Genomic DNA, 26,822 nt, shown 5'->3' on the forward strand with positions numbered 1-26,822 from the left:
GCCCCATCGCGAGCAAGCTCGCTCCACAGGTATTGCGCAAGCCCGGGACTCAGGGCTCGACCTGGCTCCACTGCTTGCTCAGGCGCTTGTCGGAGATCGGCACCTTGGTCCCCAGTTGCTGGGCGAACAGCGATACCCGATATTCCTCCAGCCACCAGCGATACAGTTCCAGCTGCGGATCGCGCTTGCCTTCCTGGGCATGCTTGCTGGCGCGGGTCTGGTACTGCGTCCACAGGCCGCTCAACTCACCGCTCCACACGCGGTCGCGTTGCACCTGGGCGCCGATTTTCTCGAAACGCTGCTCGATGGCTTTCAGGTAACGCGGCAGCTCCTTGAGCCACTGCATCGGCGTCTCCCGGACAAAACCCGGATACACCAGATGGCTGAGCTGCTGCTTGATGTCGTTCAAGGCCACGGCCTGGGCCAGGTCGATCTTGCCCTTGAAGCGCTTTTGCAGGCCGTGCCACAGCTTGAGGATGTCCAGAGTCAGCTTCGCCACGCGCTCGGCGTGCTCGGTCCAGGCACCGCGCTTGCGTTCGGCCAACGAGGCCAGGCCGGCACCGTCACGGGGCAAGGGATCCTCACCTTCGAGAATGCAGCTGTCGAGGCTGGCCAGCAGGATGTCTTCGACCAGCGCGTCGACGCGGCCCATGTCGCGGTACAACAGGCCCAGTTCGGTCAGGCCCGGCAACTTGCCGCGAAGGAATTTCGCCGGCTCGGCCAGTTGCTGCAGCAACAGACGCTGCAACGCTCGGCGATGCTGGAACTCGGCTTCGGCTGGAGTGGAGAAGCGCCCTTCCTTGACCGTGCCGGCTTCTTCCACCAGCGCCGGATACACCGTCATCGACAGCCCGGCGATCTTCTGCTGGGTCTTCTCGGCCACCGCGGCGAACACTTTCGGCTCGACCGGTTGCTGGCTCTTCGCGGTTTGTGGCACTGCCAACGCCGCCTGGCTGGCCTCGGCAAAACGCGCCGTGAGCTCGGCCAGATCGCGGCCCTCACCGAGGAACTTGCCCTGGGCGTCGACGATTTCCAGGTTCATGCGCAGATGGCTTTCAACCTGCTGCGCCGCCTCCGCCCAGGCCTCGTCGCTGACCCGTGCACCGGTCATGCGCAGCAATTCGCGGCCCAGCACCTGGGGCAGCGAGCCCTCGGCAAAGGTCATGCGCTGCAAGGCGGCCTTGACGAAGTCCGGCACCGGCACGAAGTTCTTGCGCAGGGCCTTGGGCAGGTTGCGCACCAGGGCAATGCACTTGGCTTCGATCACGCCCGGCACCAGCCACTCCAGACGCTCGGGTGGCAACATCGGCAACAGCGGCGCCGGTACGCGCAAGGTCACGCCGTCCCGTGGATGGTTGGGTTCGAAGTGGTAACTCAGGGCCAGTTCCAGATCGCCGATGTGCAGGGTATCCGGGTATTGCTGGGCGGTGACTTCACTGGCTTCGCGGGCCAGCACGTCTTCCTCGCGCATGATCAACAGCTGCGGGTTTTTCTGGCTGTTGATGCGATACCAGCTGTCAAAGGTCGCGGTCTGGTGGATTTCCGCCGGCAAGCGCGCATCGTAGAACGCGTACAGGGTTTCTTCGTCGGCCAGAATGTCGCGACGGCGGGCCTTGGCTTCCAGCTCATCGAGTTGTTCGAGCAACTGCTTATTGGCGGTCAGGCATTTGGCCTTGGACTGGATCTCGCCACGCACCAGCCCTTCGCGGATGAACAGCTCGCGAGACACCACCGGATCGACCGGGCCGTAATGTACCGGCCGGCGACCGACCACGATCAGGCCGAACAGGGTGATCTGCTCGAAGGCGACGACTTGTCCGCGCTTCTTCTCCCAATGCGGTTCGAAGTGGTTTTTCTTGATCAGGTGCCCGGCCAGCGGCTCGATCCAGTCGGCATCGATCTTGGCGACCATGCGCGCGTAAAGCTTGGTGGTTTCCACCAGCTCGGCAGTCATCAGCCATTGCGGGCGTTTCTTGCCGATGCCCGACGACGGGTGAATCCAGAAACGTCGCTGACGGGCGCCGAGGTAATCGCCGTCCTCAGTCTTCTGGCCGATCTGGCTGAGCAGCCCCACCAATACAGCCTTGTGCAGTTTTGGATAATCCGCCGGCTCTTTATTGAGGCTCAACTGCATGTCGCGGCAGATCAGGCTCAACTGGCGATGGGAGTCGCGCCACTCGCGCAGACGCAAGTAATTGAGGAAGTTCTTGCGGCACCAGTTACGCAACGGATTGGCGGTGAGTGCCTGGCGCTGCTCCTCGAATCCGCGCCACAGATTGACCAGCCCGGCGAAGTCCGAGTCGGCATCCTTCCACTGTGCGTGGGCCTGATCAGCCGCCTGCTGGCGCTCCGGCGGACGCTCGCGGGGGTCCTGGATCGACATGGCGCTGGCGACAATCAACACTTCCTGCAGGCTGCCCAGTTTCGCCGCTTCGAGCAGCATGCGGCCCATGCGCGGGTCCACCGGCAGGCGCGCCAGTTGCCGGCCAAGGGGCGTCAGCTGACTGTTGCGGTCCACCGCCGAAAGTTCTTGCAGCAGGTTGTAACCGTCGCTGATGGCCTTGCCATCCGGCGGCTCGATAAATGGAAAGGCAGTGACTTCGCCGAGGCGCAGATGCAGCATCTGCAGGATCACGGCGGCGAGGTTGGTGCGCAGGATTTCCGGATCGGTGAATTCCGGGCGCCCGAGGAAATCTTCTTCGCTGTACAGGCGCACACAAATGCCCGGCTCGACCCTTCCGCAACGGCCCTTGCGCTGGTTGGCGCTGGCCTGGGAAATGGCTTCGATCGGCAGGCGCTGCACCTTGGCGCGGTAGCTGTAGCGGCTGATGCGCGCCGTACCGCTGTCGATCACGTAGCGAATGCCCGGCACGGTCAGCGAAGTTTCCGCGACGTTGGTCGCCAGCACCACGCGCCGGCCCGGGTGCGACTGGAAGATCCGCTGCTGTTCGGCCGGCGACAGGCGCGCATACAGCGGCAGGATCTCGGTGTGCTTGAGCTGCGCCTTGCGCAACATGTCGGCAGCGTCGCGAATCTCGCGCTCACCAGGCAGGAACACCAGCACGTCACCGGGGCTGCGGCGCTCACTGCGTTCATAGGCGGCGATTTCATCGAGGGTGGCGAGGATCGCCTGATCCACGGTCAGGTCGTCCTCGACGCGGTTGCCCTCCTCGTCCTGCTCAAGCGTCAGCGGGCGATACCAGGTCTCCACCGGGAAGGTGCGACCCGACACTTCGACAATCGGTGCATCGTCGAAGTGCTTGGAGAAACGCTCCAGATCAATCGTCGCCGAGGTGATGATGACCTTCAGGTCCGGGCGACGCGGCAGCAGGGTCTTCAGGTAACCGAGCAGGAAGTCGATGTTGAGACTGCGTTCGTGGGCCTCGTCGACGATGATCGTGTCGTAGCGCTCCAGATACCGGTCGTTCTGGGTTTCCGCCAGCAGGATGCCGTCGGTCATCAGCTTGATCAGGGTGTTCGAATCACTTTGGTCTTCAAAGCGCACCTGATAGCCGACCAATGCCCCCAGCGGAGTGCCCAACTCCTCGGCGACGCGACTGGCCACGCTGCGCGCAGCAATTCGCCGTGGTTGGGTATGGCCGATCAGACCGTGCTGGCCGCGACCGATTTCCAGGCAGATTTTCGGCAACTGGGTGGTTTTACCGGAACCGGTTTCGCCGGCGATGATCAGCACCTGATGCTTTTCCAGGGCCTTCTTGATTTCATCGCGCTTGGCGGCGATCGGCAGGCTGTCGTCGTAACGAATCACCGGCAGGCTGGCCTTGCGCGCCAGCACCTGGTCACAGGACGCCTGCATGCGCGCCACCCACTGGGCCAGCTTGGCCTCGTCGGGTTTCTTGCGCAGCTCCAGCAACTGCCGCCGCAAGCGGTGGCGGTCGGCAAGCATGGCCTGGTCGAGGTTTTTCAACAGTTTGTCGATGGAGGGCGATTCGTCGGTCATCGGGTACGCAATTCGGTCGTCTAGTGGCGCAGGGTGGCGATTGTCGCAGATTTGACTCCCCCACGACGAATGCAACCTGCTTTTGTGGCGAGGGAGCTTGCTCCCGCTCGGCTGCGCAGCAGTCGTAATCCAGCCACCGTCATGTGCTTTTGAATTACTTTGGGGGCCGCTTCGCGACCCAGCGGGAGCAAGCTCCCTCGCCACAAATTCTTTATCAGGCAGCGCTATTCGTTATCCAGGCCCTTGCGCCGATACGGGAACACATCGATCACCTTCCCTGCGCGAATCGCCTCCTGCAGCCCTTTCCAGTAATCGGCGTTATACAACTCGCCATGCAACTGGTCGAACAAGCGGCGCTGGGCCGAATCAGCAAACAGGAAAGGCGGAAACTCCTCGGGGAACACGTCCAGCGGCCCGATCGAATACCACGGCTCCGAGGCCATTTCGTCCTCGGGTGTACGCGGCGCGGGGATGTGGCGGAAGTTGGCCTCGGTCAGAAAACAGATCTCGTCGTAGTCGTAGAACACCACCCGACCGTGACGGGTCACGCCGAAGTTCTTCAGCAGCATGTCGCCGGGAAAGATGTTGGCCGCCGCCAGTTGCTTGATCGCCAGGCCGTAATCTTCCAGGGCATCGCGTACCTGGGCTTCGTTGGCGTTCTCCAGGTAGAGGTTCAGTGGGGTCATCCGCCGTTCGGTCCAGCAGTGGCGGATCAGTACCGTGTCGCCTTCGACCGAGACAGTGGACGGTGCGACCTCCAGCAGTTCTTCGAGGCACGCCGGATCGAACTTGCCCAGCGGAAAACGAAAGTCGGCGAACTCCTGGGTATCGGCCATGCGTCCGACGCGGTCAACACTCTTCACCAGGCGGTACTTTTCGATCACCGTCGCCCGGTCGACGTTTTTCGACGGTGAAAAACGGTCCTTGATGATCTTGAACACCGTGTTGAATCCCGGCAGCGTGAAAACGCTCATGACCATGCCGCGCACACCCGGGGCCATGATGAATTGGTCGTCGGTGCTGGCCAGGTGATTGATCAGGGCCCGGTAGAACTCCGACTTGCCGTGTTTGTAGAAGCCGATCGAGGTGTACAACTCGGCGATGTGTTTGCCCGGCAGGATACGCCGCAGAAAGCCGATGAATTCCGCCGGCACCGGCACATCAACCATGAAATACGAACGGGTGAAGGAGAAGATGATCGACACGTCCGCTTCGTCGGTGATCAGCGCATCGATCTGGATGCCGCGTCCTTCGAGGTGCAACAGCGGAATCGCCAGCGGCCATTGCTCGTCGGCAGTGTAGATGCGCCCCACCAGGTACGCACCCTTGTTGCGGTAGAGCACCGAGGAAAACAGCTCGACACTGAGCTCAGGGTCCTTGCACACCCAATCCGGCAGGTTCTCGCGCAATTGCGCTTCGAGACGGCGCAGGTCGCCCGGCAGGTCGGCGTAGTCCTCGCTGAAGCGGTAGTCGGCGAAGATGCTCGCAAGCATCGCCGACAACTGGCCCTGGGGCTTGTAGGTGCGGGTTTGCGCGGCGCGGGCCCGGCGCAGGCTCGGCCGGGTGGTGTGGATGAACATGCAGCCGTCGCTGATCAGGTCATGGCTGAACAGCCCGCAGAAGATCGAGTTGTACCAGGTCTCGGACAGTTCATCGTCGAAGCGCAGGTCGATCAGGCTGATGTAGGCGCTTTTCACCAGCGGCCAGCAACTGACGTCGAGGGTGCCCGGGTCAAACGCAGTGCGCAGGCGCTCTACCGTTTCAGTGACTTTCTCTTCATACAGATTGATCCTCGCCGCCGAGGCCGATTGCGTCTCCTGCCACAGGGCCTGCTCGAAGCGGGCCCGGGCGCCGTCGGTGATCTGCCGGAAATGCTCGCGGTAATCGTCAAAGCCATCGAGGATCAGGCGGGCGATGTCGGCGGCTGGCCATTGCTGCGGCATGGTGAGACCTCTGCGGGAATTCGGGAGGCTTGAGCTTAGCCAGTGAAGCGGGTGCAGGAGAAGTGTAATTTTCAGGCCGAATTAAACGCCCGCTTTTCGGTTGCCATCGATCACACACTCAGCAACACTTTCGCCCCGCCCACAAGGAAGGAACGCACTGTGAACCTCGTCGATACATTCCGTTTACTGTCACTGGCGGCCATCTGGGGTGCAAGTTTTCTGTTCATGCGCATCATCGCTCCGGTGATCGGCTCAATCCCCACGGCGTTTTTTCGCGTATCGATTGCCGCAGCCGGGCTGCTGGTGATTCTCGGGCTGATGCGCATCAGCTGGGATTTCAAAGGCAAGCTGAAAACCGTCATGCTGCTGGGGGTGATCAACTCCGGGGCGCCGGCGACCCTTTATTCGGTGGCGGCACTGGTGCTTCCGGCCGGCTACTCGTCGATCTTCAATGCCACCACGCCACTGATGGGCGTGTTGATCGGCGGTCTGTTTTTCCATGAACGGCTCACACCCGCCAAGGTCGGCGGCGTGTTCCTCGGCCTTTTCGGCGTGGGCGTGCTGACCCGCGCAGGCCCGGTGGCGTTCGATATCGAGTTGTTGCTGGGCGCCCTCGCCTGCCTGCTGGCGACCACCTGCTACGGTTTTGCCGGCTTCCTGGCGCGGCGCTGGCTGGATCAGGCCGGCGGCCTCGACAGCCGTCTGTCGGCGCTGGGCAGCATGCTCGGCGCCACTTTGTTCCTGCTGCCGCTGTTCGGCTACAGCGTGATCAGCCAGCCACCGGCGAGCTGGGGCGGCTGGAACGTATGGCTGTCGTTGCTGGGCCTGGGACTGGGCTGCACGGCGTTTGCCTACATCATCTACTTCCGCCTGCTGAGCTCGATCGGCCCGGTGAAGTCGATGACCACGACCTTCCTGATTCCGCTGTTCGGCGTGTTGTGGGGCGGCTTGTTTCTCGATGAGCCGTTGTCGATGGCGCATGTGTATGGCGGGGTGCTGATTGCGCTGGCGTTGTGGCTGGTGTTGAAGCCGACGGTGGTGAAGGTGGCTGAGGTGACAGCCAAGTAGATTTCTGCTGACTTTGATGACGCCATCGCGAGCAAGCTCGCGATGGCATCAGCCCAAACACTACAAGGCCGACAGACTGACCTCCCCATCCACCAACCGCCGAATCCCCAGGGGATTGGCGTTCTGCAACGCCTCTGGCAACAAGGCATCCGGATAATTCTGGAAGCACACCGGCCGCAGGAAGCGATCAATCGCCAGGCTGCCCACCGAGGTCCCCCGCGAATCCGACGTCGCCGGATACGGCCCGCCATGCACCATCGCCTCACAGACCTCTACGCCAGTCGGGTAACCGTTAAACAAAATCCGCCCAACCTTCTCCTGCAACAGCTCCGCCAGCCAGCGATACTCCAGCAACTCATCCGCCTCGCCAATCAACGTTGCCGTCAATTGCCCGCGCAAGCCATGCAGCGCTGCCGCCAACTGCGTGCGGTCCTCGACTTCGATGACGATGGTGGTCGGTCCGAACACTTCTTCCTGCAGCAAGGCATCGCCCTTGAGCAACAGACTGACATCGGCCTTGAATACCTGCGGCTGTGCCTGATTGTCCTGTTGCGGTTGACCGGCCAGATGGGTCAGTCCCGGATGTTCATGCAACTCGGCCAGGCCTCGGCTGTAGCTGACCAGAGCGCCGGCATTGAGCATGGTCTGCGCCGGTTGCTGGTTCATGTTCGCGCAGAAGGTGTCGAGGAACTGACTGAACTGCGGCGAACGCAAACCGATGACCAACCCCGGGTTGGTGCAGAACTGACCGCAGCCCAAGGTCACCGAACCGGCCAATTGCGCAGCGATCTGCTCACCACGCACCTTGAGCGCCTCGGGCAACAGGAACACCGGGTTGATGCTCGACATTTCGGCAAACACCGGGATCGGTTGCGGGCGAGTCGCGGCCATGTGACTCAGGGCATTGCCGCCCTTGAGCGAACCGGTGAAGCCGACCGCTTGTATCGCCGGGTGCTTGACCAACCATTCGCCAACGCCAGCGCCGTAGATCATGTTGAACACACCGGCGGGCATTTCCGTGCGCTCGGCAGCACGGACGATCGCATCGGCGACCCATTCGGCCGTTGCCATGTGCCCGCTGTGGGCCTTGAACACCACCGGGCAACCGGCGGCCAGGGCCGAGGCGGTGTCACCGCCGGCCGTAGAAAATGCCAGGGGGAAGTTGCTGGCGCCGAACACCGCCACCGGCCCCAGGGCGATGCGGTACTGGCGCAAATCCGGACGCGGCAAGGGCTGTCGCTCAGGCAAGGCGCGGTCGATGCGTGCGCCGTAGAAATCACCGCGACGCAAGACCTTGGCGAACAGGCGCATCTGCCCGCTGGTACGTCCGCGCTCACCCTGAATGCGCCCGGCCGGCAATGCGGTTTCACGGCACACGGTGGCGACAAACTCGTCGCCCAGCGCATCGATTTCATCGGCAATGGCATCGAGGAACAGCGCACGTTTTTCCGCGCTCAGGTTGCGATAGATCGGGTAGGCCGCAGCCGCCGCTTTTGCCGCCGCATCCACCTCGGCTTCGCTGGCCTGGAAAAAGCTGCCAGGTAATGGCTCGCCCGTGGTTGCATCGAGGCTTTGCAATTGCACGGTGCCGTTGGCACTGCGACGGCCGCCGATGTAGTTGTGTCCAAGTAACTGGGTCATCTGGGATTCCTTGATCGATTGCAGGCCTGCAGGTCAGAGGGTACGCACCTGGCCAATCGCCAACGGCTGGGCGCTTTCGCCGATGCCGTTTTCCAGCGGAGCACCGAATGCGTCGAGGCTGATCTGGAAGCGATCCCCCGGCTGGGTTTTCACCCCGTCGGCAAACGACAGCGTGGCGGTGCCGAAGTAATGCACGTGGACATCACCGGGACGCAGGAACTGTGCGTATTTGAAGTGATGAAATTCAAGGTTGGCGAGGCTGTGGCACATGTTGTCCTCGCCGCTGAGGAATTCCTTTTCCCAGATCGTTTCACCATTACGCTGGATGCGACTGGTGCCGGCCAGGTGTTTGGGCAACTCGCCCACGCGCAGTTCCGGGCCGAAGGAGCAGGCACGCAGCTTCGAGTGGGCGAGGTACAGGTAGTTGCGCCGTTCCATCACGTGGTCGGAGAACTCGTTGCCCAGGGCAAAACCGATGCGGTACGGCTGACCGTCATCGCCTATCACATAGAGACCGGTCAGCTCCGGTTCTTCTCCGGCGTCTTCGGCAAACGGTGGCACCGGGAAGTCTGCGCCGGGGCGTACGACGATGCTGCCGTCGCCCTTGTAGAACCATTCCGGCTGCGCGCCGACCTGGCCTGCCGGTGGCTTGCCGCCCTGCAGGCCCCACTTGAACATGCGCATGGTGTCGGTGGTGCCGGCTTCGACCTCGCCGTCGTGCTGATGCATCTTGTCCCGGGTTGACGCGCTGCCCAGATGGGTCAGGCCGGTGCCACTGATCAGGCAGTGGGCCGGGTCTTCGTGGTCCAGTGGCGGCAGGACCTTGCCCTGCTGTAACAACTGCGCATAGTCCGGGCCCGGTTCGCTGCCGCGTTGAGCGATTTCGTCCTGCAGGCTGCGTTTCGCGCGAATGGCGGCGAGGGCCAGTTCGCGGGTGCTGCGGGTGCCCTTGAGCACCTGGACTTGTGGTCCTTCGATAAGACCGACCTGGCGTTCGCCGGCCGTGTTTTCAAATTGGATCAGGCGCATGACGGCCCTCCGCAATGTCAGGATGGGCGCCGCCCAAAGGCGGCGCTTGGCGATCACTCGATGATGTTGAAGTCGCTGAGGTATTCATCGGAGATTTCCAGGCCCAGGCCCGGCTTGTGGTCGTCGAGCTGGATGAAGCCGTTGACCGGTTGTGGCTCGCCCTTGAACACGTAGTAGAAGAGTTCGTTGCCGACTTCGACGTCGAACACCGGGAAGAACTCGGCCATCGGCGAGGCAGTGGTGGACATGGTCAGGTGGTAGTTGTGCATCTGCCCGGCATGGGGGATGACCGGTACCGACCAGGCTTCAGCCATGGCGTTGATCTTGCGCGCCGCGGTGATGCCGCCGACGCGGTTGGTGTCGTACTGGATCACGTCGACGGCGCGGCGTTCGAGCAGGTCCTTGAAGCCGTAGGAGGTGAACTCGTGCTCGCCGCCGGAGATCGGCATGATCCCCATTTTCTTCAGCTCGATGTAGCCCTCGATATCGTCGGCGATCACCGGCTCTTCGAGCCAGCGTGGTTCGAATTCGGCCAGTTTCGGCAACATGCGCCGCGCATATTCGAGGGTCCAGCCCATGTAGCATTCGAGCATGATGTCGACGTCGGGACCGGCCAGTTCACGCAGGGCACGTACTTGTTCGATGTTGCGACGCATGCCCGCTGGGCCGTCTTTGGGGCCATAGCCGAAGCGCATCTTCAGCGCCGTGAAACCCTGGCTCAGGTAACCCTGGGCTTCTTCGAGGAACAGGTCGAGGTTGTCGTTGGCGTACAGCTTGGAGGCGTAGGTCCAGATCTTTTCCTTGGTCCGGCCACCCAGCAGTTTGAACACCGGCTTGTTCACAGCCTTGCCCATGATGTCCCAGATCGCGATGTCGATCGCCGAGATCGCTGCCATGCCGATGCCCTTGCGGCCCCAGGCGTGGCTCTGGCGGTACATTTTCTGCCAGATGTATTCGTTGTCGAACGGGTCTTCGCCGATGGCAATCGGTGCCAGGTAAGTGTCGATGATTTCCTTGGCCACACGGGGCGCCAGGGCGCAGTTGCCGATGCCGACGAGGCCGTTGTCGGTCTCGACTTCCACCACCAGCCAGCCGTGGAAACGGAACGAGCCCATGGCGTCGCCTCGTTCGAAGAGGATGTCGCTGGCGTTGGTGCAGAAGTGCGCCTGGGGTGGCACGACCTTGCCTTTCCACTCGAAAACACGGGTACGGATCGCTTTGATTTTCATGAATACAGTTCCTTGCTAACGCTTGAGTAGGGATCAGCCAACCTGAGCCGGTGTGAGCTGCGAGGGCGATTGAGGGGTGTGGGTGGTGCGAAGTCGGGACAGCAGGATGGCGCCAAGAATGCCGACACACGCCAGGGCAAACATGCCGGCACGGGGGTCGGCGAAACTGCTTTCCATCAGGGTTTTCAGGTTCGGTGCGACGAAGCCGCCGAGGTTGCCGATGGAGTTGATCAGGGCGATCCCGCCGGCCGCGGCAGCACCGCTGAGGTAGCTGGTGGGGATGGTCCAGAACAGTGGCTGCACCGAGACAAAGCCGGATGCGGCGAAGCAGAACGCGAGGACCACCGGCACCATGCTCGAACCCAGTGCCGAGGCGGCGATGCCGAGGGCGGCCATGGTCAGCATGCACACGGCGAGGCGACGGTGCTGGCCGGTGCGGTCGGCGTAGCGGGTAACGATGCGGGTCACGATCAGGGCGCAGACCCAGGGGATCGCAGTGATCAGGCCGACGCTCAAGCCGACATGGCCATCGAGCAGGCCGGCGATGCGCGTCGGCAGGTAGAACACCACACCGTAGACACTCATCTGCACAGTGAAATAGGCCAGGCAGAATTGCAGCACCCGCGGGTTGCGCAGGGCGCTGAGAAAGCCGTGAGGACTGCTGTGTTTTTTCTGTGCGTCCTCTTCGGCCAGGGCTGTTCCCAGCGCCAGCTTCTCTTCGGCACTCAACCAGGTGGCGTCGGCAGGACGATTGACCAGATAGAAGTACGCCGCAATGCCGACCACCGAAGCCATCAGGCCTTCGACGACAAACAGCCATTGCCAGTTGGTCAGGCCGAACACGCCATGGAAGTCCAGTAGCCAGCCGGACAACGGGCTGCCCAGCACCAGTGCCAGCGGCAAGCCGAAGTAGAACAGACCCAGTGCCTGGCCACGGCTTTGCGCCGGGAACCAGTAGGTGAGATAGAGGATGATCCCCGGGAAGAACCCGGCCTCGGCCACGCCCAGCAGGAAGCGCAGCACGTAGAAGGTTTGCGCGTTGTGGGCAAACATCATCGCGGCCGACACCAGGCCCCAGGTGACCATGATCCGGCACAGCCAGACCTTGGCGCCGAGGCGGTGCAGCATGTAGTTGCTCGGCACTTCGAAGAACGCGTAACCGATGAAGAAGATGCTCGCGCCAAACGCAAACGCGGCATCGCCCAGGCCGGTATCGGCCTGCAACGCGGCTTTGGCGAAGCCGACGTTGGAGCGGTCGATGAAGGCCAGGATGTACATCAGGATCAGAAACGGCAGCAGGCGCAACCGGCTTTTGGAGATGGCGCTGGACAGCGCCAGGACGGATTCTGGACGGGTCATAGTGAGTGTTCCTTTGCTGCCGTAAGTGCCTTGCGGAAGTGACAAGGCGGGCTTTTTGTAGTTGTCATTCGCCTGATCGCAGCGGCCGGAAGTGACCGCTTGCGTTCATTCGATGGAGCGACTTTAGCCAGCGCAAAGGGTCGCGGATAATCACTTATGGGTATCCGGCGATAACCTGGAGTGATCGCAAAAACCGTTTATTGGCCATGTCGGGTTATCAGCCATGGACAAAACAAAAGTGGGAGCGAGCTGACTCGCGATAGTGCCGTATCAGTCGACAGGGTTGTCGCATGACACGGCCTCATCGCGAGCAGGCTCGCTCCCACAGGGGATCTAAGTTGTTCTGAAAATCCGTGTTTAGCGGCGGTTGGTGCCCATCCGACAGGCAATCTCGAAGGCCTGGCGAATCGCACCGACATTGGCTTTGCCTTGCCCGGCAATGTCGAATGCGGTGCCATGGGCCGGAGTGGTAATCGGGATCGGCAGGCCGCCCTGCACGGTTACGCCACGGGAGAAGCCCATCAGCTTGATCGCGATCTGCCCCTGGTCGTGGTACATGGTGACCACCGCGTCGAAGGCACTGGCATCGCCCTGGACCTTGAGGAAAATCGTGTCGGCCGGATATGGCCCGTCTGCGGCGATGCCCATGGCCTGGGCCGAACGTACGGCCGGGCCGATGATGTCCAGTTCCTCACGGCCGAACGAGCCGTTGTCACCGTTGTGCGGATTGAGCCCGCAGACACCGATTCGCGGTTTCGCCAGGCCATTGCGCTTGAGCGCGGTGTCGATCAGTTGAATCGCCTCCATCACCCTTTTTTCATTGAGCAAGCCCGGCACATCCGCCAGCGCCACGTGCGACGTCACCCGGGAGGTCCAGAGGTTGTCGAGGACGTTGAACTCGCAGAACGGCCCGTGGAAATCCAGCAGCTCGGCAAACCAGTGCAGCTCATCGCTGTGGGCCATGCCGGCCATGTGCAGCGAGGTCTTGTTCAACGGACCGAACAGCACCGCGTCGGTAGCGCCCGCCTCGGTCAGGCGCAACGCTTGCTCGAGGGTATCGAGGCTGTAGCGACCACCGATGGCGCTGGCTTCACTGCGCGGGAACTCACCCACGGTGTCGCCACGAAAGTCATAAAACAAGGGCGTGTCATCGACAAATGCCAGCTGTTCCAGTGATTCGACGCGACGGTAGGGAAACTCCAACCCGGCAATGCGCATGCCCCGTCGCATTTCCGCCTCGTCGGCAATCAGGATCACATTGGCCTTGCTGCGCACTTCGGGCTCGGCGAGCAGGCGTGCGATCAGTTCGGGACCGATACCCGCCGGGTCGCCCAGGACCATCGCGATGGTGGATTTGCTCATGCTTCACTCCTCAAGGGTTCAGGCTGCGCCCGGTCAATGGCGCAAGGCTCGCAGCGGTAAACACGCTGCGCATTGCTGTAGAAAAGTCGCTCCTGATCAGCCAGCGGCAGATCGGCGACTATGGCTTTGAAACCGCTGTAAATGTCGTCGAACGAGCCACACAGACTGTCGACCGGAAAGTTGCTGGCGAACATCGCCCGCTGGCTGCCGAACATGGCGATGACCTCGCGCACGATCCAGGTGTTGTCCTTGGCCCGCCAGCGTTGGCCGCCCTGCCCCAGACCGGAGATTTTCACCTGCACGTTCGGCCAGCGGGCCAGTCGCGACATCGCCAGACGCCAGGCAGCCAGGCCTTCGGCGCTGCGGTCATTGGGCAAGCCGGCGTGGTTGAGGATCAAGGTGATGCCGGGAAAATCCCGCGCCAGCCGTTCGGCTTCGTGGAGGTTCCACCAAGGCGTCTGCAAGTCGAAATGCAAGCCCAACCCTTCGAGTGCGGCGTAACTGCGCCGCCAGTGCTCATCACTCATCAGGCTGCGCATGTGCCCGACCTGCGCCGGCGCGGTCGGACCGCCAGGCTTGTGGCGAACGCTGCGCACATGTTTGAAACGGGCCTGCTCGGTGAGCACATCGATGGCGTCCGGGTGATCGAGCCAGGCCTGGGCAACGACGGCGTTCGGCACACCGTAGCGGGCGGCCAGCTGTTCGACGAAACGGGTTTCACCAATAGGATCCTGGGGGTTCCATTCGGTCTCGACATACACCGTTTGCACGACGTGATGGGCACCGGCATCGGTGAAGTAATCGTCGGGAAAATATCGCCGTTTGATCGCGCTGTAATCGCCATAGCGAAACGGGATATTGGCCTCGGGGGCGAGCCAAGGGTGATCGTTGATCGTCGGGTCCCAGAAGTGGTGATGGGCGTCGACGATGGGGCCATTCCAGATCGCTTTAGTCATGACGCACCTCATCCAGGCTGATGAACAAGGTGGCCAGGACAAACAGCGCCGAACACACCGCAAAGAAGCCCAGCACCGGGGCAAAGCCGCCAGTCATTTGCAGGATTACCCCGACCAGGATCGGCACGGCAATGCCGCCGACGCTGCCGGCCATGTTCATCACGCCGCCGATCAGGCCGACCCGCGCCGGTGCCGCCAGCAGTGCCGGAAAACTCCAGTAGAGACTGCCCCACATCAGGAAGAACGCGGTCATGGCCAGCAAGGCCACCGCCGCAAACGGATGGCTGAGGGTCGGCAGCAACAGGAACGCACCGAGGGCGACCAGGCCGGAAAACGCCAGCAGGCTCTTGACTGCCACACCGCGGCTCACGCCTTTGCGGATCAATCCGTCGCAGAGAAAACCACCGGTCAACGAACCCAATGCACCGCAGATGAAGATCACGAAGGTCGCGGCGCCTATGCCCTTGATATCGAAGCCACGCGCCTGGGCCAGATAACTCGGGCCCCAGGTCAGCAGGCCGAAATACACCATCGCCCAACTGGCACGTCCGATCAGCAAACCGCTCAGGGAGCGGGCAGCGATGCCCAGCCCCTTGACGGGCAGGCGAGCCGCTTCGGCAGCAGGTGTTGCGCGGCCGACATTGATTTTTTCCAGCTCGGCTTCGTTAACCTGCGGGTGACTGGCCGGGTCATCGCGCAGATAACGCCGCGCCAGCCAGGCCAGCACCAGCGTGGCGATACCGGCAATCACGAACGCCAGGCGCCAGGAGTCCAGCGAGGCAATCAGGTAGGCGATGATCAAACCGCCAAGGGCCACACCCAAGGGGCTGCCGCTGTCCATCAACACAGCGCCGCGACTGCGCTCGCTCGGTGCCAGCCACAGGGAAATCAGCTTGCCGCCGGAGGGAAACAACGGCGCTTCGGCAGCACCCAGTGCGACCCGGGCGAACAGCAACGACAGGCCACCAGTGGCAAACGCCGCCAGCACCTGGAAGGTACCCCACAAGCCAGTGGACCAACTGATCACCCGATGCGGGCCGAAGCGGTCGATCAGCCAGCCGCCGGGTATCTGCAACAACGCATAGGCCCAGAAAAAACTGCTGAGGATCAGCCCTTGCAGGCTCGGGGACAGGGAAAATTCGTGGGCGATGGTCGGCATCGCGATAGACAGCGACACCCGATCGATGAGGTTGACCATGGTCAGGGCGAAGATGATCGCGAAGATCCGCCAGCGTACGCTGCTGGCCTTGCGGGTGGAGACCTGCGCTGTGGCTGAGGCGGCAGATGGAGCATCGGCGCCGGATAGCCGCAGGGATGCACTGGAACGAGCCATGGTGCGTACCTCTTTTATTATTTTTGTGGGGCGGCGTCGCTTCGTGGCGACACTGGTGAGCACTATCGAAGGCTCAGCGATAACCGTCTAATCAAAACTTGAAATCAGGCGATAGCCTCGGGTTATGCCATGCCCCGCTTTCAAAGGCCTTTCAACGCAGATTTACCCGAGCGATAACCCCAGGCTATCGGTGTATGTATTGTTTTGACTAGACGCCAAGCCCTCAGCTTCCCACACTCGGCCCAGGCTTGCGGCTTTCGGGCGCAGACAAGTCACTCATAACAACTACAAAAAACGAGGCCCTTCCATCATGCGAAATGCATTCGTCCGTCGCACATCCCGTCTTTTTCTTGGCTGCACATTGATCGCCGCTGGCACCCTCCCCGCTCTTGCTCACGCCGCCTGGCAACCGGACAAGAACGTCGAAATCGTCGTTGCCGGTGGCCCCGGCGGCGGCACTGACCAACTCGGGCGCCTGATCCAGTCGATCATCACCACCCACAAGCTGCTCGACGTCAATACCATCGTGCTGAACAAGGGCGGAGGCAACGGCGCCGAAGCCTTTCTCGACCTGAAGATGAACAAGGGCGATGCCGAGAAGCTGGTGATCGGCACCAACAACATCTACCTGCTGCCGCTGGTGTCCAAGCTCGGTTACCAATGGCAGGAGCTGACACCGGTCGCCGCCGTGGCCGAGGACGACTTCATTCTCTGGAGCTACAAAGGCGCACCGTGGAAGGACGCGAAAGGCTTCTATGAAGCAGTCAAGGCCGATCCTTCCAACCTGCGCATGGGTGGCAGCCAGTCCAAGGACGTCGACCAGACCCTGACCCTGCTGCTCAACCAGACCAACAACGCCAAACTGGTGTACATCCCGTTCAAGAGCGGCAGCGAAGCCGCCACGCAACTGGCCGGCAAGCACATCGCCGCCAACGTCAACAATCCCAGCGAAAGCATCAGCCAATGGCGTGGTGATCAGGTCGAACCGCTGTGCGTCTTCAGCCAGGAGCGCATGAGCTACACCGAAAAAGTCGCCGGCGACAAATCCTGGTCCGATGTGCCGACTTGCCACGAGCAGGGCCTGGGTATCGATCAGTACCGCTTCCCGCGCACGGTGTTCATGCCGGGTGACGTCAGCCCTGAGCAACGGACGTTCTATGTCGAGCTGATGCGCAAAGTCACCCAGACCGACGAGTTCAAGGCCTACGTCAAACAGAACGCGCTGGTGCCGACGTTCCTCGAAGGCGAGCCTTTGACCGCCTACATCGAAAAGGACACCGCCCGCGTCACGCCGGTGTTCAAGGAAGCCGGCTGGCTGAAAAACTGACGTTGCCGTGGCCGCTCGCCTGCGGGCGGCCGCCTTCTGCTGGAGGTGTTTCATGTCCCATTCTTCGGATTCGCCGGCCTTGCTCGGCACCCGTTGGGTCGAGCTCGGCCTGGCGTTGTTCACCACCCTGATTGGCGTGGTGGTGATGTTCGGTAGTGTCGAACAAGGCATCGGTTGGGGTGATGCCGGCCCGGAACCGGGCTACTTTCCCTTTTACATCGGCTTGCTGCTGAGCACCGCCAGCGTGGCCAATGCCCTGTTGGCCGTGGTGCGCTGGCAAGCCCTGAGCACAGCCTTCGTCAGTCGCGCCGCGTTCCGGCAAGTGCTGTCGGTGTTCGTGCCGATTGCGCTGTTTGTTGGCGCCATGCCGTTCACCGGCACCTACCTCGCTTCGATTGCGTTCATTGCCTGGTTCATGTGGCGTGACACTGTCCGCGCCAAGCCTTACGGCAAGTGGATGATCGGCGGCGTGTCCTGCGGCGCAGCACTGGCCAGTTACCTGATTTTCGCCTTGTGGTTCAAGGTGCCGCTGGATGCGGGCCCAATGGGCGACTGGATTGCCCTGGCCGGGAGAAACTTCAAATGAGCGAGTTCGACTCCCTGCTGCAAGGCATGAACCTGATCCTCACCCCGGGCCACATCGGCCTGATGGTGATCGGCGTATTGCTGGGTATCCTGGTCGGCGTGTTGCCCGGCCTCGGTGCCCCCAACGGCGTGGCATTGCTGCTGCCGCTGACCTTCACCATGTCGCCAGTCTCGGCGATCATCCTGCTGTCGTGCATGTATTGGGGCGCGCTGTTCGGCGGTTCGATTACTTCGATCCTGTTCAACATCCCCGGTGAGCCCTCATCGGTGGCGACCACCTTCGACGGCTACCCGATGGCCCGCGAAGGTCGCGCCGCCGAAGCCCTGACCGCCGCCTTCAGCTCAGCGCTGATCGGTGCCCTGTGCGGCGTGCTGCTGCTGACCTTCCTGTCGACGCGGATCGCCGAGTTCGCCATGTCCTTCAGCTCGCCGGAGTTCTTCGCGGTGTACCTGTTGGCGTTCTGCACCTTCATCGGCATGAGCAAGAACCCACCGCTGAAAACCGTGGTGGCAATGATGATCGGTTTCGCCATGGCGGCGGTCGGCATGGACACGGTATCCGGCAACCTGCGCCTGACCTTCGACCAGCCGATCCTGATGACCGGTATCAGTTTCGAGGTGGCGGTGATCGGTCTGTTCGGCATCGGCGAAATCCTCTGCACGGTCGAAGAAGGCCTGGTGTTCCGCGGCGAACATGCGCGTATTACGCCCATGGTGATCTTGCGCACCTGGGCCAAGTTGCCACGCTACTGGTGGACCATTGTGCGCAGCACCCTGGTCGGTTGCTGGATGGGCATCACCCCCGGCGGGCCGACGGCGGCCTCCTTCATGAGCTACAGCCTGGCGCGGCGTTTCTCGAAGAACCGCGAGAACTTCGGCAAGGGCGAAATCGAAGGCGTGATCGCCCCGGAAACTGCCGACCACGCGGCCGGCACCAGCGCCCTGCTACCGATGCTGACCCTGGGCATTCCTGGCTCGGCCACGGCAGCGGTGATGCTCGGCGGATTGATGATCTGGGGGCTGCATCCCGGCCCTACCCTGTTCGTCGAACAGCATGACTTTGTCTGGGGCCTGATCGCCAGCATGTACCTGGGTAACGTGGTCAGCCTGATCGTGGTGCTCGCGACCGTGCCGTTGTTTGCCTCGATCCTGCGCATCCCGTTTTCGATCATCGCGCCGATCATCATCATGGTCTGTGCGATCGGTGCCTATTCGGTGCACAACTCGTTCTTCGACGTGGTGTTGATGCTGGGCTTCGGCGCGCTGGGTTATCTGTTCAAGAAACTCGGTTACCCGATTGCGCCACTGGTGCTGGCGGCGGTGCTGGGGGACAAGGCAGAAGATGCGTTCCGCCAGTCAATGCTGTTTTCCGATGGGCAGCTGGGGATTTTCTGGTCCAACCCCCTGGTCGGCAGCCTGACCACGGCGGCCTTGCTGATGCTGTTCTGGCCGCTGATTTCCAAAGCGCTGCAAGGCCTGATCGGCCTGCGCAAATCCCACATCGCCAAACCCAAATCGGTGCTGTGACACGCCAATGCTGGCAACGCCTGACATTTATTGTCAGGCTTGCCGCAGTCTTTCTTGCGAGCCCGGCCCATGACCCGAATACCTGAAGTCCGAATTCCAGAAGCTAATGTCATCCACAGTCGACTGCGCCTGCGCCAACTGCGTTTGATGCTCGCGTTGCAGGAATTCGGCTCGCTGCGCCGCGCCGCCGACCACATCGGCATGACTCAACCGGCCGCCACCAAAATGCTCCATGAGGCCGAGGACCTGCTTGGCGTCGAGCTGTTCGAGCGCCTGCCACGGGGTATGCGTTCGACGCCGTTCGGCGAGACGGTCATCTACTACGCGCGCATGGTCTTTGCCGAGCTCAGCGGCATGCGTGAAGAACTGGTGGCGCTGGAGTCCGGCAACCTTGGTCGGGTTGCAGTGGGTGCGATTCCCGCGCTGGCCTCCGGATTGCTGACTCGCACCATTGCCACGCTCAAACAAAGCCATCCGCGCCTGTCCATGAGCATTCAGGTCGACACCAGCGACGTGCTGGTGCAGGCCCTTTTGCAGGATCAACTGGACATCGTGCTGGGGCGGATTCCGGCTGGGGCGCGCGCAGAAGAGTTGCTGTTCGACAGCCTCGGCGAAGAAGCGCTGTGCGTGATTTGCGGCGCACAGAATCCCCTGGCGAACGCCACGCAATTGAGCTGGGCAGAATTGCAGAACATGACCTGGGTACTGCAACAGCAACCGAGTCCGATGCGCGCGATCATCAACCAGGTGTTCCACAACGCGCGGGTCGATATTCCCAGCAGCATCGTCGAGACCACCTCGATCATGACCTTGCTGTCGTTGATCCAGCAGACCGACATGCTCGGCGTCACGCCGTTGTCGGTGGTCGAGGATTACGCCGGCCGCGATCTGCTCGCGGTGTTGCCGATCAAGTTTGAAGCGCGCTTGCCGCCGTTCGGACTGATCACCCGCCGCCATCGCATCCAGTCTTCGGCCATGCAGGCGTTCATGAATTCGGTGCGCGCCGAGCATGCGTTGAGCCAATAAAAACCCGGAACATTGCTCCGGGTCTTTTTGCTTCTTACGCGGTTTTACGGAAGACAAACACCAGACCGACGATGATCAACAGCATGCCCAGCAGGCTCAACATCGCCAGGCGATTGCCGAAGATCAGGTAGTCCATCACCGCCGTCACCGCTGGTACCAGGTAAAACAGACTGGTGACGTTGACCAGATTGCCCCGGGCGATCAGGCGGTACAGCAGCAAGGTCGCGAGTACCGACACCACCAGCCCCATCCACAGCACCGGGACGATGAACCCCGTGCTGTGTTCGAAGTGAAAAGGCTGGAACGGCACAAAGATCCCGCACAACAGCAAGCCGGCCAGATACTGCACCGGCAGGGTGCCGAGGGGATTGTCGGTGATGCGTTTCTGCATGATCGAGCCAAACGTCATGCTCGCCAGCGCCAGCAAGCCGAAAAGCATCCCGGCCAATGACATGCCGGCCAGGCCGATGCCCTGATAGACCACCATGATCAACCCGGTCAGCCCCAACGCCAGACCAAATATCCGGCTCAAGGAGCGCTGACGCTCCATCAGCACCACGGTCAGGATCGGCTGCACGCCCATGATGGTCGCCATCACGCCGGGCGTGACTCTCAGATCAAGGGCCAGCAGATAGAAGATCTGGTAGGCCCCGAGCAACACGATGCCCGTGGCCAGCGCATACAACATCGGCTTGCCGCCCTTGGGCAATTTCAGCTTGAGCAACGGCACCAGCAGGATTAACCCGCAAAGCGCAATGACAAAGCGAAACAGCAGAAAGGCAAAGGGTGACGCATGGGCCAGGCCCCATTTGGAGAAGATCGCCCCGCTGCTCCACAGCAGGACGAACAGGCTCGTGGACGCCGCCGCGAGCGCGGTTTTTTTCGAAAGGACAAACATGAATACCACCTGTAGTCAGGCACAAAGCCAACTCAGCCGAAGCTGAAATTCAGTAGGTTTCCGGCGGGCGTGGGGTACAGCGAAAGAAGCAGCTGATCAGCCCGAAACGCCAACGCCCGGCGGTGATACGACTACGCACACCGGCGTGCTACTGACAGGTGGGGGGTAGTGACTGATCTGCCCGGGCTGCAGTTTCCCGCACGGCACGACGCCAGCGTTGACCGCTGAATCGACTACCGCGTTGATGAGGAATGCAGGCATTTAGGCTGATCGCTTTTGAGGAAAAAAAAGGTGAGTCCTGAAACTCACGAGCGCCGACTATAACCAGCTCTGGACATGGATTGCAATGAGTTGCCGGAGGCGATCTCGTGATCCTGGAACAAAAAAACCGCTCATGAAGAGCGGTTTTTTTCATAGTTCATCTGGCCTCAACCAAACAGCCAATACCCCAACAACGTCAACACCACCACCGCCAGCACTGGTCGCAGTACGCGATAAGCCTTGGGATTGCGGCGTTTCCACTGTTTGACCACACCGCTGAATTTGTCGCTGGAGTTCTTGCTCCAGGCGTACGCCTTGTTGATGCCGCCGACGCGTTCATCGTCGAGGTTCTGCGGTGCAGTCGCGCGACCCAGCCAGGCGCTGATGCTGCGATTGATGCGGGTCATCAGGCGATTGCTCAACGGGCGCTCGATGTCGCAGAACAGGATGACCCGGGTCTTTTCGGTTTCGTTCTTGACCCAGTGCACGTAGGTTTCGTCGAACATCACGTCTTCACCATCACGCCAGGCGTATACCTGACCGTCGACAAAAATACGGCAGTCGTCCGAGTTCGGTGTCGACAAGCCCAGGTGATAACGCAAGGAACCGGCAAACGGATCGCGATGCGGATTCAGGTGACTGCCACCGGGCAGCAACGCAAACATCGCGCCTTTGACATTGGGAATCGCACTGACCAGTTCCACGGTTTTCGGGCACAACAGTTCTGCCGACGGCAGCGGTTTGTCGTACCACTTGAGGTAGAAGCGCTTCCAGCCCTTTTTGAAGAACGAACCGAAACCGGCGTCGTTGTTCTTTTCCGCGGCCCGAATGTAACCCTCGTCGAACAGGTGCATCGCTTCGTCGCGAATCACTTCCCAGTTGTCCTTGAGCACGTCCAGCTCCGGGAACTTGCTGCGATCCAGGTACGGCTTGGACGGTACCGCCGAAAACAGGTACATCAAGGCGTTGTAAGGGGCGAACAGCGCCGAATGGTTGACGAACTGGCGCAACACCGGCAAACGCGCCTTGCCGCGCAAATGCACATAGAGCGTGCTGCCGAGAAACAGCAGCAACAACGACGCCTTCGCGGCAAAGGAAAAGGTCATCCACAACTCCTTGAAAATAGGCAACTTTGCACCACGTCATTCAACCCGACGCGGCAGCCGGTATATAACCACGACCGACTCAATGAAAAAACCGCACTTTAGAACATTCAATGTTAAAAATTGCGCAACAAAGCACTTCGTAACACAGGGCACCTGAACCTTGGCTGATGTGGGTCAATGCCTTGGCCGAACGGCCGCAACATGACCGCATTGCGTGGCGCTGCCAGCAGTATGCGGCCCGGTCGCTTCTACCCTTTTACTGCTGATTCTCCTGTTCGGTAAACAGGTCACTGAAGAGCATGCTCGACAGGTAGCGCTCCCCGGAATCCGGCAGGATCACCACAATGGTCTTGCCCTGCATTTCCGGGGTTTCCGCCAGTCGTACCGCCACTGCCATGGCAGCGCCACAGGAAATGCCGCAGAGGATTCCTTCTTCCTGCATCAGGCGCAGGGCCATGGCCTTTGACTCTTCATCGGTGACCAACTCCACGCGATCAACCAACGACAGATCGAGGTTTTTCGGCACGAAACCGGCACCAATGCCCTGGATCTTGTGCGGGCTCGGCTTGATTTCCTCACCGGCCAGCGCCTGGGTAATCACCGGCGAAACCACCGGTTCCACAGCTACGGAAAGAATCGGTTTGCCCTGGGTATTCTTGATATACCGCGAGACACCGGTGATGGTTCCGCCGGTTCCGACCCCCGCAACCAGCACGTCCACCGCTCCGTCGGTATCGTTCCAGATTTCCGGGCCGGTGGTTTTTTCATGGATGGCCGGGTTGGCCGGGTTGTCGAACTGCGCCGGCATGAAATATTTCGACGCATCGCTAGCAACGATTTCACCTGCCTTTTCGATGGCGCCTTTCATGCCCTTGGCTGGCTCGGTCAGCACCAGTTCGGCGCCCAGCGCCTTGAGCACCTTGCGCCGCTCGATGCTCATGGATGCCGGCATGGTCAGCATCAGTTTGTAACCGCGCGCGGCCGCCACGAAGGCCAGGCCGATGCCGGTATTGCCCGAGGTCGGTTCGACGATGGTCATGCCTGGCTTGAGCTTGCCGCTGCTTTCGGCGTCCCAGATCATGTTTGCGCCGATGCGGCACTTGACCGAGTAACCCGGGTTGCGCCCTTCGATCTTCGCCAGAATGGTCACGCCGCGCGGCGCTATGCGGTTGATCTGCACCAGTGGCGTGTTGCCGATGGAATGGGCGTTGTCAGCAAAAATGCGGCTCATGGCTGGGTCCTTAACGACAGCATTGAAATAGGGCATCAAGTTAAGCCTCTTGCCCGCGGGCGTCCAGTCGCGCCGAACGTCCGATGCGCTGTGCAGTCAATGGCTTTAGATCGCCAGAGAATTGCCATCATGAAACGTCGATACAGCTGGCCGCTGTGGATCCTTGCAGGCCTCGCCGTGCTGCTGATAGCCCTGCACGTCGCGCTGCCTTATATGGTGCGCAATTACCTCAACGACAAACTTGCCGACATGGGCGATTACCGAGGCCAGGTCACCGATGTGGACATCGCCCTGTGGCGCGGCGCCTACAAGATCAACGGACTGAAGATCGTCAAGGTCGACGGCAAGGTGCCGGTGCCGTTCGTCAATGCGCCGTTGATCGACCTGTCGGTGAGCTGGCATTCGCTGTGGTTCGACCATGCGGTAGTGGCACAGGTTAAATTCTTCAATCCCGAGGTCAACTTCGTCGATGGCGGCGCCAACAAGCAAAACTCCCAGACCGGTAAGGGCACCGACTGGCGCGCACAGCTCGGCAAACTGCTGCCGATTACCCTCGATGAAGTACAGATACACGACGGCCGCATCAGTTTTCGCAACTTCAACTCCAAACCGCCGGTGAACATGAATGCCACCAAGGTCGAGGCCAGCATCTACAACCTGACCAACGTGGTTGATAGCAAAGGCAAGCGCGATGCCCGCTTCGAAGGCAAGGCCCTGCTGCTCGGTCAGGCGCCACTGGAAACCTCCGCCACATTCGACCCGCTGAGCAATTTCGAGGATTTCCAGTTCCGCCTGCGTGCCCGCGACCTCGAACTCAAGCGCATGAACGACTTCGCCTCGGCCTATGGAAAATTCGACTTCAACGCCGGCCACGGCGACGTGGTCATCGAGGCCCAGGCGAAAAAAGCCCAGATCACCGGTTACATCAAACCGCTGCTGCGCGACGTGGAGGTGTTCAACTGGCAGCAAGATGTGGAGAACAAAAACAAAAGTATCTTTCGCTCGGTCTGGGAGGCACTGGTCGGCGGTACGGAGACGGTGTTGAAGAACCAGGCGAAAAACCAGTTCGCCACCAAAGTCGAACTCAGCGGCAGCGTGCATCAGCAAAATATCAGCGCGTTCGAAGCGTTTTTACAGATTTTGCGCAATGGTTTCATCCAGGCCTTCAATGCCCGGTATGAACAACCCAAACCGGATGCGGGCTAGTTCTTGCGATTGACGACGTAACGGCCGGTATCCTCTGCCGCATGTTGCGCCGGCCTCTGCTGCAAGGAGTCCCAGCCCAGGCAAGCCAGGGCCAGTGATCTCGGCACCGCTTCCCTGCCACTGCTGTAGCGACTGATACTGCGGGGACTAACCCCCAGCGCCTCGGCCGCCTGGTTCAGCGGCAATCCGGTGCGAGCACGCCAGTCCATGAAGATCCGGGTGTTTTCGTCCGGTGCATTCTGTGCGAGCGCATCGCGGTACAAGGTATCGGCGCCAATCTGGATATCCGGCTCCGGCCATTCGACGCTCCAGCCGTCATCACCCAATTCTGCGCTGGCGAACACACTGGCATCCAGCAACGGTTTCAGCCCCGGATAGGTTTGTAGATCACGGCTCAAATCGAGGCTCAATTGTTGACCGTCGATGAAAGTCAAAGACAAACAGTGCCCGGCCAAAGCCTGCACTGCCGACAATCGTGGCCGTTTCATGGGTAACATCGTTTCCAGTCCTCCAACAATTGCACCTGATGAGCTGCCACCCAGGCCAACGCCTCCTTGATGATCAGCGGCGGCGCCTTGCCCATCATCACTTCGACGGTGTCCAGGCTCAGCATCACATCCACTCCGCCGCCGGTCAGGTGAACATGGGGCGGCGGGTGATCCTTCTCGCGCAACTGAATGCGGTACTTGTCGCGAAATCGGTATTTGGTAGACATGCCCGAAGGCTATCGCCAAATTGGCAATATCTGAATACTGGCCATCGGCCGAGACTGAGTCAACATGTGACGCTCCATTCAGAGACTGAATACGCCGTCTGCGTTCACAGTCGACGGGGCGCCGCGTTATAGTCGGGGCTGACCATTTTATTGCGCCCCCGCCCTGCCGCGTTCAGGTCGGCGTTACCGTTCGAGGATTAGCAGATGAAGTTCGAAGGCACCCAGGCCTACGTCGCCACCGATGACCTGAAGCTGGCGGTCAACGCCGCCATCACCCTGGAGCGGCCGCTGCTGGTCAAGGGCGAGCCAGGCACCGGCAAGACCATGCTCGCCGAGCAACTGGCCGAATCCTTTGGCGCCAAGCTGATCACCTGGCACATCAAGTCCACCACCAAGGCCCATCAGGGCCTGTACGAGTACGATGCGGTCAGCCGTCTGCGTGACTCGCAACTGGGCAACGAAAAAGTCCACGACGTTCGCAATTACCTGAAAAAGGGCAAGCTGTGGGAAGCCTTCGAATCCGAAGAGCGAGTGATCCTGCTGATCGACGAAATCGACAAGGCCGACATCGAATTCCCCAACGACCTGCTACAAGAACTCGACAAGATGGAGTTCTACGTTTACGAGATCGACGAGACGATCAAGGCGAAGAAGCGTCCGATCATCATCATTACCTCCAACAACGAAAAAGAACTGCCAGACGCCTTCCTGCGCCGCTGCTTCTTCCACTACATCGCCTTCCCTGACCGCACCACGCTGCAGAAAATCGTCGATGTGCACTACCCGGACATCAAGAAGGACCTGGTCAGCGAAGCGCTGGACGTTTTTTTCGACGTGCGCAAGGTGCCGGGCCTGAAGAAGAAACCATCGACGTCGGAACTGGTGGACTGGCTCAAGCTGTTGATGGCCGACAACATCGGCGAAGCAGTGCTGCGCGAACGCGATCCGACCAAAGCCATCCCGCCGCTGGCCGGCGCGCTGGTGAAGAACGAACAGGACGTGCAGCTGCTTGAGCGTCTGGCGTTCATGAGTCGTCGCGGCACTCGATAAGGGCCAACG

General features: G+C 61.1%; 21 protein-coding genes. 7 read left to right on the top strand and 14 right to left on the bottom strand.

Annotation, left to right across the window (positions count from 1 at the left end):
- Window positions 1–49: 49 nt before the first annotated feature.
- Both hrpA and aceK read right to left on the bottom strand, forming a co-directional pair.
- Window positions 50–3,961, bottom strand: coding sequence for an ATP-dependent RNA helicase HrpA (hrpA, locus tag EIY72_RS00370; RefSeq protein WP_093225438.1), 3,912 nt, complete (start codon window positions 3,959–3,961; stop codon window positions 50–52).
- A gap of 224 nt (window positions 3,962–4,185) precedes the next feature.
- Window positions 4,186–5,904: a bifunctional isocitrate dehydrogenase kinase/phosphatase gene (aceK, locus tag EIY72_RS00375; protein ID WP_093225441.1), complete on the bottom strand. Its 1,719-nt coding sequence runs from the start codon at window positions 5,902–5,904 to the stop codon at window positions 4,186–4,188.
- A gap of 159 nt (window positions 5,905–6,063) precedes the next feature.
- Between aceK and EIY72_RS00380 the strand changes: the two genes are divergently transcribed.
- Complete coding sequence (locus EIY72_RS00380; protein ID WP_093225444.1) at window positions 6,064–6,972, top strand: DMT family transporter; 909 nt, start codon at window positions 6,064–6,066, stop codon at window positions 6,970–6,972.
- A gap of 60 nt (window positions 6,973–7,032) precedes the next feature.
- On the opposite strand, the gene EIY72_RS00385 is transcribed toward EIY72_RS00380, so the two are convergent.
- From EIY72_RS00385 to EIY72_RS00415, 7 genes are all read right to left on the bottom strand, one after another.
- Entirely contained in the window at window positions 7,033–8,613 is a 1,581-nt protein-coding gene (locus EIY72_RS00385) for an aldehyde dehydrogenase (NADP(+)) (protein ID WP_093225447.1), read from the bottom strand.
- Between the two features lie 33 nt (window positions 8,614–8,646).
- On the bottom strand, window positions 8,647–9,642 hold the full coding sequence (gene araD1, locus EIY72_RS00390; protein ID WP_093225450.1) for an AraD1 family protein: 996 nt from the start codon (window positions 9,640–9,642) through the stop codon (window positions 8,647–8,649).
- 53 nt (window positions 9,643–9,695) lie between these two features.
- Complete coding sequence (locus EIY72_RS00395) at window positions 9,696–10,871, bottom strand: L-rhamnonate dehydratase (protein WP_093225453.1); 1,176 nt, start codon at window positions 10,869–10,871, stop codon at window positions 9,696–9,698.
- Between the two features lie 33 nt (window positions 10,872–10,904).
- On the bottom strand, window positions 10,905–12,230 hold the full coding sequence (locus EIY72_RS00400) for an MFS transporter (protein ID WP_093225456.1): 1,326 nt from the start codon (window positions 12,228–12,230) through the stop codon (window positions 10,905–10,907).
- Between the two features lie 357 nt (window positions 12,231–12,587).
- A complete protein-coding gene (locus EIY72_RS00405; protein WP_093225459.1) occupies window positions 12,588–13,592 on the bottom strand; it encodes a 4-hydroxythreonine-4-phosphate dehydrogenase PdxA in 1,005 nt (334 codons plus the stop codon).
- A complete protein-coding gene (locus EIY72_RS00410; protein WP_093225461.1) occupies window positions 13,589–14,548 on the bottom strand; it encodes an amidohydrolase family protein in 960 nt (319 codons plus the stop codon). Before EIY72_RS00410 ends, EIY72_RS00405 begins: the two co-directional genes overlap by 4 nt.
- A complete protein-coding gene (locus EIY72_RS00415) occupies window positions 14,541–15,881 on the bottom strand; it encodes an MFS transporter (RefSeq protein WP_093225465.1) in 1,341 nt (446 codons plus the stop codon). The genes EIY72_RS00410 and EIY72_RS00415 overlap by 8 nt, the downstream gene beginning before the upstream one ends.
- 310 nt (window positions 15,882–16,191) lie before the next feature.
- Between EIY72_RS00415 and EIY72_RS00420 the strand changes: the two genes are divergently transcribed.
- The 4 genes from EIY72_RS00420 (at window position 16,192) to EIY72_RS00435 (ending at window position 20,346) form a co-directional block, all read left to right on the top strand.
- Window positions 16,192–17,208, top strand: coding sequence for a Bug family tripartite tricarboxylate transporter substrate binding protein (locus EIY72_RS00420; protein WP_093225468.1), 1,017 nt, complete (start codon window positions 16,192–16,194; stop codon window positions 17,206–17,208).
- Window positions 17,209–17,260: 52 nt separating this feature from the next.
- Entirely contained in the window at window positions 17,261–17,794 is a 534-nt protein-coding gene (locus EIY72_RS00425) for a tripartite tricarboxylate transporter TctB family protein (RefSeq protein ID WP_093225470.1), read from the top strand.
- Entirely contained in the window at window positions 17,791–19,320 is a 1,530-nt protein-coding gene (locus EIY72_RS00430; protein ID WP_093225472.1) for a tripartite tricarboxylate transporter permease, read from the top strand. The genes EIY72_RS00425 and EIY72_RS00430 overlap by 4 nt, the downstream gene beginning before the upstream one ends.
- A gap of 69 nt (window positions 19,321–19,389) precedes the next feature.
- Window positions 19,390–20,346 carry a LysR family transcriptional regulator gene (locus EIY72_RS00435; RefSeq protein ID WP_093225474.1) on the top strand — a complete coding sequence of 319 codons (957 nt, stop codon included), beginning with the start codon at window positions 19,390–19,392 and terminating at the stop codon, window positions 20,344–20,346.
- A gap of 34 nt (window positions 20,347–20,380) precedes the next feature.
- Here the strand turns inward: EIY72_RS00435 and EIY72_RS00440 are convergent, their stop codons facing one another.
- The 3 genes from EIY72_RS00440 to cysK all read right to left on the bottom strand — a co-directional run bounded on the left by EIY72_RS00440 (window position 20,381) and on the right by cysK (window position 23,842).
- Window positions 20,381–21,244, bottom strand: a complete 864-nt coding sequence (locus tag EIY72_RS00440; protein WP_093225476.1) for a DMT family transporter — start codon at window positions 21,242–21,244, stop codon at window positions 20,381–20,383.
- A gap of 428 nt (window positions 21,245–21,672) precedes the next feature.
- Window positions 21,673–22,611, bottom strand: a complete 939-nt coding sequence (locus tag EIY72_RS00445) for an aspartyl/asparaginyl beta-hydroxylase domain-containing protein (protein WP_093225479.1) — start codon at window positions 22,609–22,611, stop codon at window positions 21,673–21,675.
- A 256-nt stretch (window positions 22,612–22,867) separates the two neighbouring features.
- Complete coding sequence (cysK, locus tag EIY72_RS00450) at window positions 22,868–23,842, bottom strand: cysteine synthase A (protein WP_093225481.1); 975 nt, start codon at window positions 23,840–23,842, stop codon at window positions 22,868–22,870.
- Window positions 23,843–23,971: 129 nt separating this feature from the next.
- Between cysK and EIY72_RS00455 the strand changes: the two genes are divergently transcribed.
- Window positions 23,972–25,048: a DUF748 domain-containing protein gene (locus tag EIY72_RS00455; RefSeq protein WP_093225484.1), complete on the top strand. Its 1,077-nt coding sequence runs from the start codon at window positions 23,972–23,974 to the stop codon at window positions 25,046–25,048.
- On the opposite strand, the gene EIY72_RS00460 is transcribed toward EIY72_RS00455, so the two are convergent.
- Window positions 25,045–25,545, bottom strand: coding sequence for a DUF2442 domain-containing protein (locus EIY72_RS00460; RefSeq protein ID WP_093225488.1), 501 nt, complete (start codon window positions 25,543–25,545; stop codon window positions 25,045–25,047). The two genes, EIY72_RS00455 and EIY72_RS00460, sit on opposite strands and share 4 nt — an antisense overlap.
- On the bottom strand, window positions 25,533–25,763 hold the full coding sequence (locus EIY72_RS00465) for a DUF4160 domain-containing protein (RefSeq protein WP_093225491.1): 231 nt from the start codon (window positions 25,761–25,763) through the stop codon (window positions 25,533–25,535). Before EIY72_RS00465 ends, EIY72_RS00460 begins: the two co-directional genes overlap by 13 nt.
- Window positions 25,764–25,967: 204 nt before the next feature.
- On the opposite strand from EIY72_RS00465, the gene EIY72_RS00470 reads away from it, so the two are divergent.
- Window positions 25,968–26,813 carry an AAA family ATPase gene (locus EIY72_RS00470; protein WP_007911294.1) on the top strand — a complete coding sequence of 282 codons (846 nt, stop codon included), beginning with the start codon at window positions 25,968–25,970 and terminating at the stop codon, window positions 26,811–26,813.
- The last annotated feature ends 9 nt before the right edge of the window (window positions 26,814–26,822 follow it).

It is taken from the genome of Pseudomonas vancouverensis (genome assembly GCF_004348895.1).
In the GTDB taxonomy this organism is placed as follows: Bacteria; Pseudomonadota; Gammaproteobacteria; order Pseudomonadales; family Pseudomonadaceae; genus Aquipseudomonas; species Aquipseudomonas vancouverensis.

Coding starts and splice junctions, on each gene's coding strand:
- hrpA (WP_093225438.1), bottom strand. CDS start 3,961: ATGACCGACGAATCGCCCTCCATCGACAAACTGTTGAAAAACCTCGAC.
- aceK (WP_093225441.1), bottom strand. CDS start 5,904: ATGCCGCAGCAATGGCCAGCCGCCGACATCGCCCGCCTGATCCTCGAT.
- EIY72_RS00385 (WP_093225447.1), bottom strand. CDS start 8,613: ATGACCCAGTTACTTGGACACAACTACATCGGCGGCCGTCGCAGTGCC.
- araD1 (WP_093225450.1), bottom strand. CDS start 9,642: ATGCGCCTGATCCAATTTGAAAACACGGCCGGCGAACGCCAGGTCGGT.
- EIY72_RS00395 (WP_093225453.1), bottom strand. CDS start 10,871: ATGAAAATCAAAGCGATCCGTACCCGTGTTTTCGAGTGGAAAGGCAAG.
- EIY72_RS00400 (WP_093225456.1), bottom strand. CDS start 12,230: ATGACCCGTCCAGAATCCGTCCTGGCGCTGTCCAGCGCCATCTCCAAA.
- EIY72_RS00405 (WP_093225459.1), bottom strand. CDS start 13,592: ATGAGCAAATCCACCATCGCGATGGTCCTGGGCGACCCGGCGGGTATC.
- EIY72_RS00410 (WP_093225461.1), bottom strand. CDS start 14,548: ATGACTAAAGCGATCTGGAATGGCCCCATCGTCGACGCCCATCACCAC.
- EIY72_RS00415 (WP_093225465.1), bottom strand. CDS start 15,881: ATGGCTCGTTCCAGTGCATCCCTGCGGCTATCCGGCGCCGATGCTCCA.
- EIY72_RS00420 (WP_093225468.1), top strand. CDS start 16,192: ATGCGAAATGCATTCGTCCGTCGCACATCCCGTCTTTTTCTTGGCTGC.
- EIY72_RS00425 (WP_093225470.1), top strand. CDS start 17,261: ATGTCCCATTCTTCGGATTCGCCGGCCTTGCTCGGCACCCGTTGGGTC.
- EIY72_RS00430 (WP_093225472.1), top strand. CDS start 17,791: ATGAGCGAGTTCGACTCCCTGCTGCAAGGCATGAACCTGATCCTCACC.
- EIY72_RS00435 (WP_093225474.1), top strand. CDS start 19,390: ATGACCCGAATACCTGAAGTCCGAATTCCAGAAGCTAATGTCATCCAC.
- EIY72_RS00440 (WP_093225476.1), bottom strand. CDS start 21,244: ATGTTTGTCCTTTCGAAAAAAACCGCGCTCGCGGCGGCGTCCACGAGC.
- EIY72_RS00445 (WP_093225479.1), bottom strand. CDS start 22,611: ATGACCTTTTCCTTTGCCGCGAAGGCGTCGTTGTTGCTGCTGTTTCTC.
- cysK (WP_093225481.1), bottom strand. CDS start 23,842: ATGAGCCGCATTTTTGCTGACAACGCCCATTCCATCGGCAACACGCCA.
- EIY72_RS00455 (WP_093225484.1), top strand. CDS start 23,972: ATGAAACGTCGATACAGCTGGCCGCTGTGGATCCTTGCAGGCCTCGCC.
- EIY72_RS00460 (WP_093225488.1), bottom strand. CDS start 25,545: ATGTTACCCATGAAACGGCCACGATTGTCGGCAGTGCAGGCTTTGGCC.
- EIY72_RS00465 (WP_093225491.1), bottom strand. CDS start 25,763: ATGTCTACCAAATACCGATTTCGCGACAAGTACCGCATTCAGTTGCGC.
- EIY72_RS00470 (WP_007911294.1), top strand. CDS start 25,968: ATGAAGTTCGAAGGCACCCAGGCCTACGTCGCCACCGATGACCTGAAG.